Raw genomic sequence first — 16,089 nt, 5'->3', positions numbered from 1 at the left:
TAATGAAAAAAATAAATCTCATGCCAGTATTGGCTTTGCTGCTGATCTGCTTTAATAGCCATGCTGCCTTTGTTCTCAATAGTACGCGTTATATTTTTGCGGGCGATAAGGATAACATTTCAGTCCAGGTCAATAATGAATCTTCTCAAGAGTATGGCGGTCAAATCTGGATCGATAATGCAAATGCAAGAGATCAGAACGTTTACTTTGCCCCCAGTCCGACCTTTTTCAAAGTTTCTGGTGGACATAAACAAATTTTGCGTCTCCTGAAAATTAATGACAGTTTACCCAAAGACAAAGAATCACTGTTTTGGGTCAACGTCCAGGAAATCCCTAAAGCACCAAAAGAGGGCACAAACTCCCTTGCCATAGCATTGCATACTCAGGTTAAGATGATTTATCGGCCTGAGTCACTAAAAGAGGGTAGGGAAGATGCGGAGAAAAATATCAAGATCATCCATGAGGGGGGAAATACGATTCTATATAATAACTCTCCGTACTATTTTGCAGTGATTAATGTAAAGCAAAATGGTCATGATGTGAAACTTAGCGAAGAAACTAAAAATAAGATCGCGGCTTTTGCGCCTTTTGAGAAGGTATCTCTGGGAAGTAAACTTTCAGGAAAAGATATTTCAATTGTTTCTTTTGATGATTATGGCGTAGACCGGGAATATAAACTCTAGCCCAAACCTTTATTATTAAGGAGAATGCTATGCAGAAATTATTATTTCTTGTATTTACGCTATTTTTTATTTCGCCACATAGTCATGCGGCGGTGGATTGCTCCAGTGGTAGAATTACTCTTGGATATGATAATACGACTACAAATTACAATACTTACAACTCTACGCAGAATGGACCCGTTGCTACATTAGTTGCTAATGTATCGCAGAATTTTTCGTGCGGTGGTGATTATATCGAAACAACCACTATGAAAAGGAAAAGTTATTTAGTCTTACCTATTACCAGTGGGGGAACTTGTAGTAATGGTGTTTTAACTACTACCATTCCCGGCGTTGTCTGGCGCCTTGATGGATTTACCTGTTTGGGGAATGGGTTAAAGACCACTAAAGAATTAAACGGCGGTGATACCTGGTCTGGGACAGTAGGGAAACTTATCTTAACACTGACAGATGAGTATTGGCGGCAGAATAATTCCACACGAACATTTACTTTACCGGCCCCTTCTCAAGGAAATGTCAAGGGAACGAATGTTAATGTCGTGGTAACAGCAAATCCGGCAACCTTGACGCATAAAGTTATGCACTTAGGTAGTTGCTCGATGGCAACAACACCAGTTAATTTGGACTTCGGGACTATATCACCCATTGAAATTAATAAAGGAGCTCTATATCAATCTGTTACTGTTACCTGGAACTGCGTTAACAAAGCACTCGCAGTGAATGGTTTTAATTTACGTTTTGATCCTGAGAATGTTGTTAATGCTAACCAAGCCACTTTTAGTGCCACTGCTACTGATGGTAAAAAACTAAATTTCCAGTTGGTTCAATATAATCAAGGGAAAGAAACACCTCCCCAGCTTAATAAAAGCATTCAGGTGTATGCTCCAGTAACGAATGATGTTTACAATACACTTAGTTTAAGAATAAAAGTATTGCCAGCATCAACTTATCCCACAGGGAAAGTATCAACGTATTTAACAATTACAGCGACATATATGTAACTGGTGATATTTTATGGGAAAGTGGAAAATATTATTTTGCATGATTGCATTACTTTGCAATTGCTGCTATGCGTCGCGAACTATTTCGAATAGAGTAAACATCACGGCGACGATGGCTCTCAACACCTGTGCATTAACGTTAACACCAGACAACGTGAATTTTGGTGGAGTACGTATTGATGAGATTGACGCGGCGAGTATTTCTCCGCAGACTGTATCGCTTGCAATGCAATGTAGTTGGCCTGCTAGCGGGGTATCGGTAAAGTTTGTACCAAAGGATGGAGTTTCCACTAGTGACCCAAATATCATGAAAACAGGACTAGCTGGTGTTGGCCTGGCTTTATCGTGGAAAAAGAGTACAGCTTCTGACTTTACCAATATTAATTACAATACGTCGTTGCAACTCAATGCTCAGGAACAATCAAGTAATGTGGCATTAGGGCAGTTTAAACTTTTACCAAAAAAGGTTCCTGAGCAAACAATACAAAGTGGCAATATAGCAACCAGTCTAACTGTCGAGGTTAGCTATGATTAACTCTTTCTGTAAATATATTCTTATAGCAGTGACTGCGCAGGCTCCTCTCTGGAGTAATAATGCACTTGCTGCACAAACGGCAAGTGCAAACCTACCGATTACGATGGCAGTAACAAATCCACAATGTACCATTAATAATGGGCAAGGATTACCTGCCACCGTTCAGCTTCCTGTTGTCACAACCGCGGGAGTATTTGCGGATAACAATAGTACCGAAGTTCCTATTGTTATTAACTGCGCGGGGAGTGTCTCGAAATTTGAAATTACATTAATAGGAGGAACTGCTTCGAAAATCACGACCAGTAATAATATGGTTGATATTGCACTTGTATGGAAACAGGGAGGTTCAGCTGTTCAGTTTGGAACACCAGTAGCTTTAAATAAAGCACCATATCTTGTAAGTAATAAGGAATTTGATGCTTCGCTAATAGCCACCGTCACACCACATACAGGAAATATACCAGCGGGTATCTATACTGCGAGTTTACCTATAACGTTAACGTACTATTAATAAAGTATTGAGGAAGTTATCAATTGGTCCGTATTAATGCTGGGGTTATTTCATTGGTATTAATGTCTGGTTAAATCACTCTTAATAGCGCGCCAGACATCTAAAACGAATTATTAAATACATTAAGTTAAAATTTCATCGTAAAAAAATTAGATTATAGCGATATTGACAATGAATTTTGTATATACTCTAAAGTTAAATAAAAAAAGAGAGTTGGTTGTAGTATCTGAACTTTCTGGTGGGGTTAAAAAATCAGCTCGAAATAAGCTATTAAAATCTGTTGTTGTTTTAATGACTACTTTAGCTACTCAACTCTATTCACCATTAATTCAGGCGTCAATTGTGGGAATGGATATCCCATATCAGACCTATCGTGATTTCGCTGAAAATAAAGGAGCGTTCTCAGTCGGAGCGCTGGATATTCCTTTGTATAAGAAAGACGGGACGTTGTACTCCACACTGAATAAGGCGCCAATGATAGATTTTAGCGCTGTTGATAGTGGACAGACAGTAGCTACGTTAATTTCGCCACAATATATTGTAAGCGTAAAGCATAATACTGGCTATAAGAATGTTCGGTTTGGCTACAGAGATGATAGTTCTTATATTCTTGTCGATCGTAATAATAGTTCTGTAGATTTCCATACTCCGCGTTTAAATAAAATTGTAACCGAAGTGGTTCCGGCTGATATAACCGATGCCGGTACTGCCAACGGAACTTATCAAAATCAAGACCGTTTTCCGATCTTTTACCGTGTTGGTACTGGTACGCAATATGTGAAAGACCGTAATGGGAAATTAACTCAACTTGCTGGCGGTTACGCATATAGAACGGGCGGGACCGTTGGTAAACCAACATCATCAAACAAGAGAATAGTGTCCAACCCTGGTAATACCTATTCTGCGGCTAACGGCCCTATGCCTTCCTATGGAATCCCCGGTGATAGTGGCTCTCCCCTTTTTGCCTGGGATACGCAACGTAATAAATGGGTGTTGGTTGCAGTACTCAATTCCTATGCGGGTAATGCAGGAAAAACCAACTGGTTTACCGTTATTCCAGTGAATGAAGTGAGTGCCAATATTGAGGCTGATACTGACGCGCCAGTGACGCCAACGAGTACAACCGAAAATATTAACTGGACTTACGATATTTCCACGGGTACCGGTAAGCTGACCCAGGGAACGGATGCCTGGGAGATGCATGGTCGTGACACTGGAAGTAGTGCTGTTTCATTTAATCATGGAAAGGATTTGTCCTTCGAAAACACCGGCACAGTGGTATTAAAGGATATTGTCAATCAGGGAGCGGGTACGCTCACATTTAACGGTGATTACATAGTAAAACCGGACGCTGATCAGACTTGGGTAGGGGGCGGTATTATTGTCAATGGTGATCATACCGTGAACTGGCAAGTTAACGGTGTTAAGGGCGATAGTATGCATAAGCTAGGTACCGGGACGTTAAACATTTCCGGCACTGGCATCAATCCCGGAACGCTCAGTGTGGGTGATGGAACAGTTGTGCTCGCCCAAAAACCAGATAGCAACGGTCAGGTTCAGGCGTTCGAGTCCGCCAGTATTGTTAGTGGTAGGCCAACTCTGGTACTGAGCGATAGTCAGCAAATGAACCCGGATAATATCAAATGGGGGTATCGTGGCGGCAAACTCGATATTAACGGTAATGATTTAACCTTTCATGCGTTAAATGCAGCTGATGAAGGAGCGATATTAACCAATAGCGGTTCGCTTGCGACAACTAGCCTGGATTTTAATTCAACAGACACCACGAAGCCGGTGACGACGATGTTCCATGGTTTTTTCACTGGCAATGTGAATGTTAAAAATAACGCAACATCCAATGTGAATAATACATTCGTGGTTGATGGCGGAATTAATACGCCAGCGGGTAGTATGACGCAGCAGGGGGGGCGCCTCTTTTTTCAGGGACATCCGGTTATCCATGCTGTGAGCACTCAGTCAGTCGCCAATAAATTAAAGGCGCTGGGCGATGATTCCGTGCTCACCCAACCTGTCTCTTTCACGCAAAGTGACTGGCAAACACGGCAATTTAATCTGAAGTCGCTGGATCTCAACAATGCGGCATTTTACCTTGCTCGTAATGCAGGATTAATCACAACAATCAATGCCAATAATTCCACTGTTACTTTGGGTAGTGAAGATCTTTATATAGATACCAATGATGGTAATGGCGTAAAAACGACACCTGTGGAAGGTCAATCAGTTGCGACTGCATCAGAAGATCAAAGCCACTTTACGGGGAACGTTAATCTGACAAATGGCTCAGCCCTGCGGGTCAATGAGAACTTCAGTGGTGGAATTATCAGTAGCAATAGTAGTGTAACTATCTCTTCGACTAACGCGAATCTGACCGAGAGCAGCATGTTTACCCACTCTGTAATCAAACTCTCTGATAATGCTCAACTGACAAGCACTGCCGGTTTGCAATCGGATGGTACTATCGAGTTCGGAAATGGGGCAAAACTCTCATTGTTAGGGGAATCATCGTCAACCTTTACGCCTTTTTCAGCAACGGCCTGGAATCTCAAGGGGACCGGATCCTCGCTGAATATTGGTTCTGGCACCAACGTCAATGGCGACATTAATGCATGGTCTGATACCAACATTAACTTTGGGAATAGCGGAAAACAAAGTACGTCATCAGGCATTTTGTATACAGGCGATATCTACGCACCAGAAGCTAATGTCAGCATTGATAACACTTCATGGACATTGAACAAAACCTCATTGCTGGGCAATCTGACACTCAAAAACAGTCAGCTTATTATGTCTACAGATGGCAAGACCAGCAGCGGCATCAAGGTTGTTGATACGTTTAGTGGAGAAAACAATATTCTGTATGTGAAACCGACCCGGTCGCTTAGTGAAATGTCGGTCAGCAATATTCCGCTTATTACCGCCAAAAACGTAACCAACAATACCCGGGTATTTAAAACGGTGACCCAACAAACAGGCTTTCACTCAATGACTCCAAAGATTGAGGTGGTTAATGTCGATGGGACTACACAGTGGCGTCTGAAAGGATTCGATGTTCAGAGTGATAGTACAGCGCTTAAAGAAGGTCAGCGTTTGATGAACACTAATATTAAAAACTTTCTGACTGAGGTTAATAACTTAAACCGTCGTATGGGTGACCTGCGCGATACAAAAGGTGAAACCGGCGCATGGGCTCGGTTGATGAACTCTTCTGGCTCAGGTTATGGCGGTTTTTCCGATCGCCACGTACATCTGCAGGTTGGTGCTGACAGAAAGCATCATTTTGAGGGGGGAGATCTTTTTACAGGCGTCATGATGACCGTTACCGATAGTAAAGCCAGCGCTGAAAGTTATCAGGGGAAAACCCGTTCCGTAGGTGGTGGACTGTACGCATCGACATTGTTTGATTCAGGCGTGTATGTTGACGTAATCGGTAAATATGTCCATCACAGCAACGACTATTTACTGCAAACGATGGGATTAAAGGCAGACGATACTGCTCACTCATGGTATTTAGGCGCAGAAACGGGTTGGCGCTATCAGTGGAAGCCTGATGTCTTTATTGAACCGCAGGCCGAACTGGTTTACGGGACGTTGTCAGGCAATACCTTTAACTGGCAATACAACGGTATGGATGTCAGCATGGAGCGTAAAAAGGCAAAACCCTTGATTGGCCGTACTGGTGTGGAGTTTGGAAAAACACTGGATGGCCGCGACTGGCAGGTTACAGCGAAGGCTGGTTTAAGTTATCAATTTGACCTGCGTAATACTGGTGCTACCACGTACCGTGATTTTGCTGGTGAGTCCACCGTGTACAACGGTAAAGATGGTCGTATGTTAGCCAATATTGGGATTGATACACGCATTAAAGACAATACCCGTATCGGCCTGACCGTTGAGAAATCAGCATTTGGTAAGTACAACGTCGATAATGCGATCAATGCTAATATCCGCTATACATTCTAATATTTAGAATCTCACCCGAAAGGTCGTTTCATCTACAAGGCCCGATATGCGTACGTATCGGGCCATCTTGCGTTTGTCATCACACTCATATCAATAACACCTGCTTATTTGTAACCATGGGTCATACTCATATTTTGTTAACAAAAAGGAAACATAATGAAACTCGTCGGTAGCTACACCAGCCCGTTTGTACGCAAACTTTCTATTCTGTTGTTAGAAAAGGGCATAACTTTCGAATTTATTAATGAACTGCCCTATAACGCGGACAACGGCGTGGCGCAATTTAACCCGTTAGGGAAAGTGCCGGTGCTGGTGACCGAAGAGGGTGAATGTTGGTTTGATTCGGCGATCATCGCTGAATATATTGAATTAATGAATGTCGCTCCGGCGATGTTGCCGCGCGATCCGCTGGAGTCGTTGCGAGTGCGCAAAATTGAGGCACTGGCGGATGGCATTATGGATGCCGGGCTGGTATCGGTGCGTGAACAGGCGCGTCCGGCGGCGCAGCAGTCTGAAGATGAATTGTTACGCCAGCGGGAGAAAATCAACCGCAGTCTGGATGTGCTGGAAGGATATCTGGTCGATGGCACGCTCAAAACCGATACGGTCAATCTGGCGACTATCGCCATTGCCTGTGCCGTTGGATATCTCAATTTCCGCCGCGTTGCGCCAGGCTGGTGTGTCGACCGCCCACACTTAGTCAAACTGGTCGAAAACCTCTTTAGCCGCGAAAGTTTTGCTCGCACCGAACCGCCAAAGGCTTGATGCGCGATATGTCCTCCTGACCCATCTCACGTTACAATCCGTGGTTATGTTAAACGCCCTTCTCCGTGTGAGAGGGCCTTGATCAGCCAGGTTTCCTATGACAACCGAAACGCGTTCCCTCTATAGTCAACTTCCGGCTATTGATCGCTTATTGCGCGATAGCTCCTTCCTTTCTTTGCGTGATACTTATGGTCACACCCGCGTGGTGGAATTGTTGCGTCAGATGCTCGACGAAGCGCGAGAAGTGATTCGTGGCAGCCAGACGCTGCCCGCATGGTGTGAAAACTGGGCGCAAGAAGTTGATGCCCGGTTGACGAAAGAGGCGCAAAGCGCGCTGCGTCCGGTGATCAACCTGACGGGAACCGTGCTGCATACCAACCTTGGGCGAGCTTTACAGGCGGAAGCCGCGGTGGAAGCCGTTACGAAGGCTATGCGTTCGCCAGTGACCCTCGAGTACGATCTGGACGACGCCGGACGCGGACATCGCGATCGGGCGCTGGCGCAGCTGCTGTGCCGTATTACGGGGGCGGAAGATGCCTGTATCGTTAATAACAATGCGGCGGCGGTGTTATTGATGTTGGCGGCCACTGCCAGCGGGAAAGAGGTGGTGGTTTCTCGCGGCGAACTGGTGGAGATTGGCGGCGCGTTTCGTATTCCTGATGTCATGCGTCAGGCAGGCTGCACCCTACACGAAGTGGGGACCACCAACCGCACGCACGCTAATGATTATCGCCAGGCGGTGAATGAAAATACCGCGCTGTTGATGAAAGTACATACCAGTAACTACAGCATTCAGGGATTCACCAAAGCGATAGATGAAGCGGAACTGGTGGCGCTCGGCAAAGAGCTGGATGTCCCCGTAGTGACTGATTTAGGCAGTGGCTCGCTGGTCGATCTTAGCCAGTACGGTTTGCCGAAAGAGCCAATGCCGCAGGAGTTGATTGCGGCGGGCGTCAGTCTGGTGAGCTTCTCCGGCGACAAGTTGTTAGGCGGGCCGCAGGCAGGAATTATTGTTGGTAAAAAAGAGATGATCGCCCGACTGCAAAGCCACCCGCTGAAGCGTGCATTACGCGCGGATAAAATGACCCTTGCGGCGCTGGAAGCCACGTTGCGTCTTTATTTACACCCTGAAGCTCTGAGTAAAAAATTACCGACCCTGCGCCTGCTTACCCGCAGCGCAGAGGTCATTCAAATCCAGGCACAACGTTTACAGGCTCCCCTTGCCGCACATTACGGCGCGGAGTTTGCGGTACAGGTTATGCCATGTCTTTCGCAGATTGGCAGTGGTTCGCTGCCGGTTGATCGCCTGCCGAGCGCGGCATTAACGTTTACACCCCATGATGGACGCGGTAGCCACCTTGAGTCATTAGCCGCCCGCTGGCGTGAATTGCCAGTGCCGGTGATTGGTCGTATTTATGACGGACGATTGTGGCTGGATTTACGCTGCCTTGAAGATGAGCAACGGTTTTTGGAGATGTTGTTGAAATGATTATTGCGACTGCCGGACACGTTGACCACGGCAAAACAACCTTGTTGCAGGCGATTACGGGCGTAAATGCCGACCGTCTGCCGGAAGAAAAAAAGCGCGGCATGACCATCGATCTCGGCTATGCCTACTGGCCGCAGCCGGATGGTCGCGTGCCTGGTTTTATCGACGTACCCGGTCATGAAAAGTTTCTTTCCAACATGCTGGCGGGCGTTGGTGGTATTGATCACGCGCTGTTGGTGGTGGCGTGCGATGACGGCGTGATGGCACAGACCCGTGAGCATCTGGCGATTTTGCAGCTGACCGGTAACCCGATGCTGACAGTGGCGCTGACCAAAGCCGATCGCGTGGACGAAGCGCGTGTTGATGAGGTTGAACGCCAGGTAAAGGAGGTGCTGCGGGAATACGGTTTTGCTGAGGCAAAACTGTTTATCACCGCAGCAACCGAAGGTCGGGGAATTGATGCCCTGCGCGAGCATCTGCTTCAGTTACCAGAACGCGAACACGCCAGCCAACATAGTTTCCGCCTCGCGATCGACCGCGCATTTACCGTAAAAGGTGCCGGGCTGGTCGTTACCGGTACGGCGTTAAGCGGGGAAGTGAAGGTAGGCGATTCAATCTGGCTGACTGGTGTAAATAAACCGATGCGCGTGCGTGCGCTACATGCGCAAAATCAGCCAACAGAAACTGCCCATGCCGGGCAGCGTATCGCGCTTAACATCGCGGGTGATGCGGAAAAAGAGCAGATTAACCGTGGCGACTGGCTGCTTGCCGATGTGCCGCCGGAGCCGTTCACACGGGTGATTGTCGAGCTTCAAACCCATACACCGCTGACCCAGTGGCAGCCGCTGCATATTCACCACGCCGCCAGCCACGTTACGGGACGCGTTTCGCTGCTGGAAGATAACCTTGCCGAGCTGGTGTTCGACACGCCGCTGTGGCTGGCGGATAACGATCGCATAGTGCTGCGCGATATCTCGGCCCGCAACACGCTGGCGGGGGCGCGTGTGGTGATGCTTAACCCGCCGCGTCGCGGTAAGCGTAAGCCGGAATATCTGCAATGGCTGGCGTCTCTTGCACGGGCGCAGAGCGATGCCGATGCGTTATCTGTTCATCTGGAACGCGGCGCGGTTAACCTTGCTGATTTCGCCTGGGCGCGCCAGCTCAACGGCGAAGGGATGCGCGAACTGCTGCAACAGCCTGGCTATATTCAGGCTGGTTATAGCTTGTTGAATGCGCCGGTTGCCGCCCGCTGGCAGCGGAAAATTCTCGACACATTAGCGACTTATCATGAGCAACATCGCGATGAACCTGGTCCTGGGCGCGAACGTCTGCGACGTATGGCGTTGCCAATGGAAGATGAAGCGCTGGTACTGTTGCTGATTGAAAAGATGCGCGAAAGCGGCGACATCCTCAGTCATCACGGCTGGCTGCATCTGCCGGATCACAAAGCGGGCTTCAGCGAAGAGCAGCAGGCCATCTGGCAAAAAGCAGAGCCACTGTTTGGTGACGAACCGTGGTGGGTGCGAGACCTGGCAAAAGAGACGGGAACCGACGAGCAGGCAATGCGCCTGACTCTACGCCAGGCGGCGCAGCAGGGGATAATTACCGCGATCGTTAAAGATCGTTATTACCGTAACGATCGGATTGTCGAGTTTGCTAATATGATCCGCGATCTCGATCAGGAGTGTGGTTCAACCTGCGCGGCGGATTTCCGCGATCGCTTAGGCGTAGGCCGAAAGCTGGCAATTCAGATTCTGGAATATTTTGACCGCATTGGCTTTACGCGTCGTCGTGGAAATGATCATTTATTACGCGACGCATTATTATTTCCGGAAAAATAAGGAAATGATTAATTCATAATAAATATGAATTAATACAAAATTTCTTATTAATGTTAAGAAGGCACGTTATTTGATGAATGTAACGTGCTTTTTATTAAAAATATTTTAATAAACGGTAATGTTGATCATATTTTCAAATGAAAATTCTCAGTAAGCTGCCCGCCCTTTTTTACACTTTCAGGAGTGTGTTATGGCAGCTTCAACCTTTTTTATTCCTTCCGTGAATGTTATTGGTGCTGATTCATTGAATGATGCAATGAATATGATGGCAGATTATGGATTTACCCGTACCTTAATTGTCACCGACAATATGTTAACGAAATTGGGTATGGCGGGTGATGTGCAAAAAGCACTGGAAGAACGCAATATTTTTAGCGTTATTTATGATGGCACCCAACCTAACCCCACCACGGAAAACGTCGCCGCAGGTTTGAAATTACTTAAAGAAAATAATTGCGATAGCGTGATCTCCTTAGGCGGTGGTTCTCCGCACGACTGCGCAAAAGGTATTGCGCTGGTGGCAGCCAATGGCGGCGATATTCGCGATTACGAAGGCGTTGACCGCTCTGCAAAACCGCAGCTGCCGATGATCGCCATCAATACCACGGCGGGTACGGCCTCTGAAATGACCCGTTTCTGCATCATCACTGACGAAGCGCGTCATATCAAAATGGCGATTGTTGATAAACATGTAACTCCGTTGCTTTCTGTCAATGACTCATCTCTGATGGTCGGTATGCCGAAGTCACTGACCGCCGCAACGGGTATGGATGCCTTAACGCACGCTATCGAAGCGTATGTTTCTATTGCCGCCACGCCGATCACTGACGCTTGCGCCCTGAAAGCCGTGACCATGATTGCCGAAAACCTGCCGTTAGCCGTTGAAGATGGCAGTAATGCGAAAGCGCGTGAAGCAATGGCTTATGCCCAGTTCCTCGCCGGTATGGCGTTCAATAATGCTTCTCTGGGTTATGTTCATGCGATGGCGCACCAGCTGGGCGGTTTCTACAACCTGCCACACGGTGTATGTAATGCTGTTCTGCTGCCACACGTTCAGGTATTCAATAGCAAAGTCGCTGCAGCACGTCTGCGTGACTGTGCCGCTGCAATGGGCGTGAACGTGACTGGTAAAAACGACGCGGAAGGTGCTGAAGCCTGCATTAACGCCATCCGTGAACTGGCGAAGAAAGTGGATATCCCGGCAGGCCTGCGTGACCTGAACGTGAAAGAAGAAGATTTCGCGGTACTGGCCACCAATGCCCTGAAAGATGCGTGTGGGTTTACTAACCCGATTCAGGCAACTCACGAAGAGATTGTGGCAATTTATCGCGCTGCGATGTAATCATCATTCCCACAATGGCTGGCGAGTTGTCAGCCGCTTTTTCAACTATCTCAAAACTTGCTTTTTTTGAGATAGTTTCTCTTTCCTGCTATATACTATCTCAATATTGCGCTTTTTTGAGATAAGCACATGGCTATCAAATCACCTCCCGGACTTATTCCTTTATCACACTTATCGGGTGAGGAACTCCTGGCCCACCTGCGCTTTAACCGGGTTACCGATGAAAAAGGACGTTATCTGCCTTTTGATGAGTTGCAGTACCGCATCAAAAAAGGAGAAAACGTCGATGTGGCGTGGACGCTTACCCGTCTGGCGCGCAACGCGGCGATCCAACGAATTAATTATTGCAATGAAGCGGGTGAACAGGCCGGATTCAACATTACCCCGGTGATTGCAGAAGCGTGCGAGCTTGTCGACAAACGTGCTACCGCGCTGGCGCTGAAAGATCAGACTGAACGGTTACGCGGGGCCGGAGCCGAGTTAAGCCAGTTACGCCTGGAAGAGCCGATCACCAGCTCCCAGCTGGAGGGTGCGAATACTACAACGCTGGTGGCGAGAAAAATGCTGGAAACAGGGCGGTCGCCACGCACTGAAGACGAGCATATGATTGCGGGAAATGCCCGGCTGATGGCGGAAATTCCGCACTTACTCGCAGAACCGCTGACACCTGCGCTTATTCGCCAGTTACATGCCATTGGTATGGGTGGAATCAATGACGCGAAATATCGTCCGGGAGAATTTCGTGAAACAGATGATGTTGTGATCGCCGACTATGATGGCAATATAGTGCATCAACCGCCCGCTGCGGCATTGTTACCGGAACGGCTGGAAAAAGTTTGCCAGTGGTTAAACAGCCATGAAGGGTATATTCATCCGTTGGTCCGTGCCTGCATTCTGCATTTTATGCTGGCCCATGAACATCCGTTTCGGGATGGCAACGGGCGCACCAGTCGGGCGCTGTTTTACTGGTATATGCTGAAATCGGGCTACGATGTCTTTAAATATATTTCCATCAGCCGTTTGCTTCATGCTGCACCGGTCAAATATGCCGCCAGCTACCAGTACACTGAATCAGATGGTATGGATCTGACTTATTTCCTTGAATATCAGGCGGGTGTCATTAAACGTGCTCTGCAAAACTGGCAGCAGCATATCGATGAAATTACACAACGAAGCGCAAAACTCGATAGTGTGCTGTTTAGCTCTGGTGTGCTTAAACGCCTGAATCCGCGCCAGGTAACGCTCCTGAATGTGATGCTCGCCAATCCGGGGAAAGAGTACACAGTTGCTGAAATTAGCGCGAGCCTGGGCGTCTCTGATAATACGGCTCGAGCTGATTTACGGACAATTGTTAAAGAAGGGTTTGCGCAAGAGAAGAAAATTAATGACCAGCAAGCCGTGTACTTCGCGCATTATCCGCTGTAACCCTTGCCCGTAAATTCGTGATAGCCGTCGTAAAGCTGTTATCGACTGGCGAAGATTTCGCCAGTCACGTCTACCCTTGTTATACCTCACACCGCAAGGAGACGATCATGACCAATAATCCCCCTTCAGCACAGATTAAGCCCGGCGAGTATGGTTTCCCCCTCAAGTTAAAAGCCCGCTACGACAACTTTATTGGCGGCGAATGGGTAGCCCCTGCCGACGGCGAGTATTACCAGAACCTGACGCCGGTGACCGGACAGCTGCTGTGCGAAGTGGCGTCTTCGGGCAAACGAGACATCGATCTGGCGCTGGATGCTGCGCACAAAGTGAAAGATAAATGGGCGCATACTTCGGTGCAGGATCGCGCGGCGATTCTGTTTAAGATTGCCGATCGGATGGAGCAGAACCTCGAACTGTTAGCGACCGCTGAAACCTGGGATAACGGCAAACCCATTCGCGAAACCAGTGCTGCTGATGTGCCGCTGGCGATTGACCATTTTCGCTATTTTGCCTCGTGTATTCGGGCGCAGGAAGGCGGTATTAGTGAAGTGGATAGCGAAACTGTGGCTTATCACTTCCACGAACCGTTAGGCGTGGTGGGGCAGATTATTCCGTGGAACTTCCCGCTGCTGATGGCGAGCTGGAAAATGGCTCCCGCGCTGGCGGCGGGCAACTGTGTGGTGCTGAAACCCGCACGTCTTACCCCGCTCTCAGTACTGCTGCTAATGGAAATCGTCGGTGATTTACTGCCGCCGGGCGTGGTGAACGTGGTCAACGGTGCGGGCGGAGAAATTGGCGAATATCTGGCGACCTCGAAACGCATCGCCAAAGTGGCGTTTACCGGCTCAACGGAAGTGGGCCAACAAATTATGCAGTACGCCACGCAAAACATTATTCCGGTGACGCTGGAGCTGGGCGGCAAATCCCCAAATATCTTCTTTGCTGATGTGATGGATGAAGAAGATGCCTTTTTCGATAAAGCGCTGGAAGGCTTTGCACTGTTTGCCTTTAACCAGGGCGAAGTTTGCACCTGTCCAAGCCGTGCTTTAGTGCAGGAGTCTATCTACGAACGCTTTATGGAACGCGCCATCCGCCGTGTCGAAAGCATTCGCAGCGGTAACCCGCTCGACAGCGTGACGCAAATGGGGGCGCAGGTTTCGCACGGGCAATTGGAAACCATCCTCAACTACATTGATATTGGTAAAAAAGAGGGCGCAGACGTGCTCACCGGCGGGCGGCGCAAGCTGCTGGAAGGCGAACTGAAAGACGGCTACTACCTCGAACCGACGATTCTGTTTGGTCAGAATAATATGCGCGTGTTCCAGGAAGAAATTTTTGGTCCGGTGCTGGCGGTGACCACCTTCAAAACGATGGAAGAAGCGCTGGAGCTGGCGAACGACACGCAATATGGCCTGGGCGCGGGTGTCTGGAGCCGCAACGGTAATCTGGCCTATAAGATGGGGCGCGGCATTCAGGCCGGGCTCGTGTGGACCAACTGTTATCACGCTTACCCGGCACATGCGGCGTTTGGCGGCTACAAACAGTCGGGCATCGGACGCGAAACCCATAAGATGATGCTTGAGCATTACCAGCAAACCAAGTGCCTGCTGGTGAGCTACTCGGATAAACCGTTGGGGCTGTTCTGATATAAGAAGCTGGTCGCATTGGGTATTCATTGCCTGATGCGACGCTTACGCGTCTTATCATGCCTACGGGGACCTGACCGTAGGCCGGATAAGGCGTACACGCCGCATCCGGCATAAACAAAGCGCACGTTGTTACAATTTACGTTTTAAATCTACGTGCGCAATAACCCAGACTACGCCAACAGAAGTGCGTTTCTGGGGCGTGTTTTGCCAGGAGTTTAATCTCGCGTTTCGATGGTGAGCGGGCGAACCAGGCCATAAATCACCATTGGCGTTCCGAGGCCAATCAGCAATAAACGGTAGATAATTGAAGGTTTAATACGCTTAATCTGCATTGTGGATGTTTTACGGTTTTTATTCATAAATTTGGTCAATAGTTACATTATTTCAATATGATAAGCTTCGACCTATTGAAAAGCCAGGCACACACTTCAGAAAGTATATAAAAAACCATATGTCGTTATATAAATAAGGAAATTGCACCGCATTATGGTATTTCATAATATGCGTTAATTGTTCTTTTTTATATTCTCTGAGGGAAATATGTTCCTGGATTATTTTGCACTGGGAGTGCTTATTTTTGTATTTCTGGTGATCTTCTATGGGATTATTATTTTACATGATATTCCCTACCTGATTGCTAAAAAACGTAATCATCCACATGCCGACGCCATTCATGTTGCTGGTTGGGTAAGTCTTTTTACGTTACATGTTATCTGGCCATTTTTGTGGATTTGGGCCACGCTTTACCGCCCGGAGCGTGGATGGGGAATGCAAAACCATGACTCCTCCGTTGTGCAACTACAACAGCGTATTGCCGGGCTGGAGAAACAGCTCGCTGACATCAAATCCTCTTCTGCCGAGTAATAC

Annotated in this window: 13 protein-coding genes; 12 read left to right on the top strand and 1 reads right to left on the bottom strand. The window is 47.9% G+C overall.

Annotated features, from left to right (window positions below; all coding sequences use genetic code 11):
- The first annotated feature begins 2 nt into the window (after positions 1 to 2).
- From ACJHWR_RS21520 to aldB, 11 genes are all read left to right on the top strand, one after another.
- Positions 3 to 683, top strand: a complete 681-nt coding sequence (locus ACJHWR_RS21520; protein ID WP_012311580.1) for a fimbrial chaperone — start codon at positions 3 to 5, stop codon at positions 681 to 683.
- A gap of 29 nt (positions 684 to 712) precedes the next feature.
- A complete protein-coding gene (locus ACJHWR_RS21515) occupies positions 713 to 1,684 on the top strand; it encodes a fimbrial protein (RefSeq protein WP_001170857.1) in 972 nt (323 codons plus the stop codon).
- A 13-nt stretch (positions 1,685 to 1,697) separates the two neighbouring features.
- A complete protein-coding gene (locus ACJHWR_RS21510) occupies positions 1,698 to 2,219 on the top strand; it encodes a fimbrial protein (RefSeq protein ID WP_000521293.1) in 522 nt (173 codons plus the stop codon).
- Positions 2,212 to 2,730, top strand: a complete 519-nt coding sequence (locus ACJHWR_RS21505; protein ID WP_000610760.1) for a hypothetical protein — start codon at positions 2,212 to 2,214, stop codon at positions 2,728 to 2,730. The genes ACJHWR_RS21510 and ACJHWR_RS21505 overlap by 8 nt, the downstream gene beginning before the upstream one ends.
- Positions 2,731 to 2,901: 171 nt before the next feature.
- Complete coding sequence (locus tag ACJHWR_RS21500; protein ID WP_012311883.1) at positions 2,902 to 6,711, top strand: S6 family peptidase; 3,810 nt, start codon at positions 2,902 to 2,904, stop codon at positions 6,709 to 6,711.
- Positions 6,712 to 6,867: 156 nt separating this feature from the next.
- On the top strand, positions 6,868 to 7,476 hold the full coding sequence (locus ACJHWR_RS21495) for a glutathione S-transferase (protein ID WP_000779783.1): 609 nt from the start codon (positions 6,868 to 6,870) through the stop codon (positions 7,474 to 7,476).
- Between the two features lie 97 nt (positions 7,477 to 7,573).
- The gene (gene selA, locus ACJHWR_RS21490; RefSeq protein ID WP_000206287.1) at positions 7,574 to 8,965 is read left to right on the top strand and encodes an L-seryl-tRNA(Sec) selenium transferase; all 1,392 of its coding nucleotides are present in this window, start codon (positions 7,574 to 7,576) and stop codon (positions 8,963 to 8,965) included.
- The gene (gene selB / locus ACJHWR_RS21485; RefSeq protein WP_000582423.1) at positions 8,962 to 10,806 is read left to right on the top strand and encodes a selenocysteine-specific translation elongation factor; all 1,845 of its coding nucleotides are present in this window, start codon (positions 8,962 to 8,964) and stop codon (positions 10,804 to 10,806) included. The genes selA and selB overlap by 4 nt, the downstream gene beginning before the upstream one ends.
- 190 nt (positions 10,807 to 10,996) lie before the next feature.
- The gene (gene yiaY / locus ACJHWR_RS21480) at positions 10,997 to 12,148 is read left to right on the top strand and encodes an L-threonine dehydrogenase (RefSeq protein ID WP_000741507.1); all 1,152 of its coding nucleotides are present in this window, start codon (positions 10,997 to 10,999) and stop codon (positions 12,146 to 12,148) included.
- Positions 12,149 to 12,277: 129 nt separating this feature from the next.
- Complete coding sequence (locus ACJHWR_RS21475) at positions 12,278 to 13,573, top strand: Fic family protein (protein WP_000985736.1); 1,296 nt, start codon at positions 12,278 to 12,280, stop codon at positions 13,571 to 13,573.
- Between the two features lie 107 nt (positions 13,574 to 13,680).
- A complete protein-coding gene (gene aldB / locus ACJHWR_RS21470) occupies positions 13,681 to 15,219 on the top strand; it encodes an aldehyde dehydrogenase AldB (protein ID WP_410226714.1) in 1,539 nt (512 codons plus the stop codon).
- 218 nt (positions 15,220 to 15,437) lie between these two features.
- Here the strand turns inward: aldB and ACJHWR_RS21465 are convergent, their stop codons facing one another.
- Entirely contained in the window at positions 15,438 to 15,581 is a 144-nt protein-coding gene (locus ACJHWR_RS21465; RefSeq protein ID WP_001039208.1) for a hypothetical protein, read from the bottom strand.
- A 181-nt stretch (positions 15,582 to 15,762) separates the two neighbouring features.
- Here ACJHWR_RS21465 and ACJHWR_RS21460 point away from each other — a divergent pair, with 181 nt between their 5' ends.
- Positions 15,763 to 16,086 (top strand): DUF3302 domain-containing protein, encoded by a 324-nt coding sequence (locus ACJHWR_RS21460; protein ID WP_000478193.1) that lies wholly within the window; start codon positions 15,763 to 15,765, stop codon positions 16,084 to 16,086.
- Positions 16,087 to 16,089: the final 3 nt, after the last annotated feature.

The organism is Escherichia sp. WS568 (assembly GCF_046486085.1).
Classification (GTDB): domain Bacteria; phylum Pseudomonadota; class Gammaproteobacteria; order Enterobacterales; family Enterobacteriaceae; genus Escherichia; species Escherichia coli.
The sequence above is the reverse complement of the archived record's forward strand: the minus strand, read 5'-3'. Positions and strand labels throughout refer to the sequence as shown.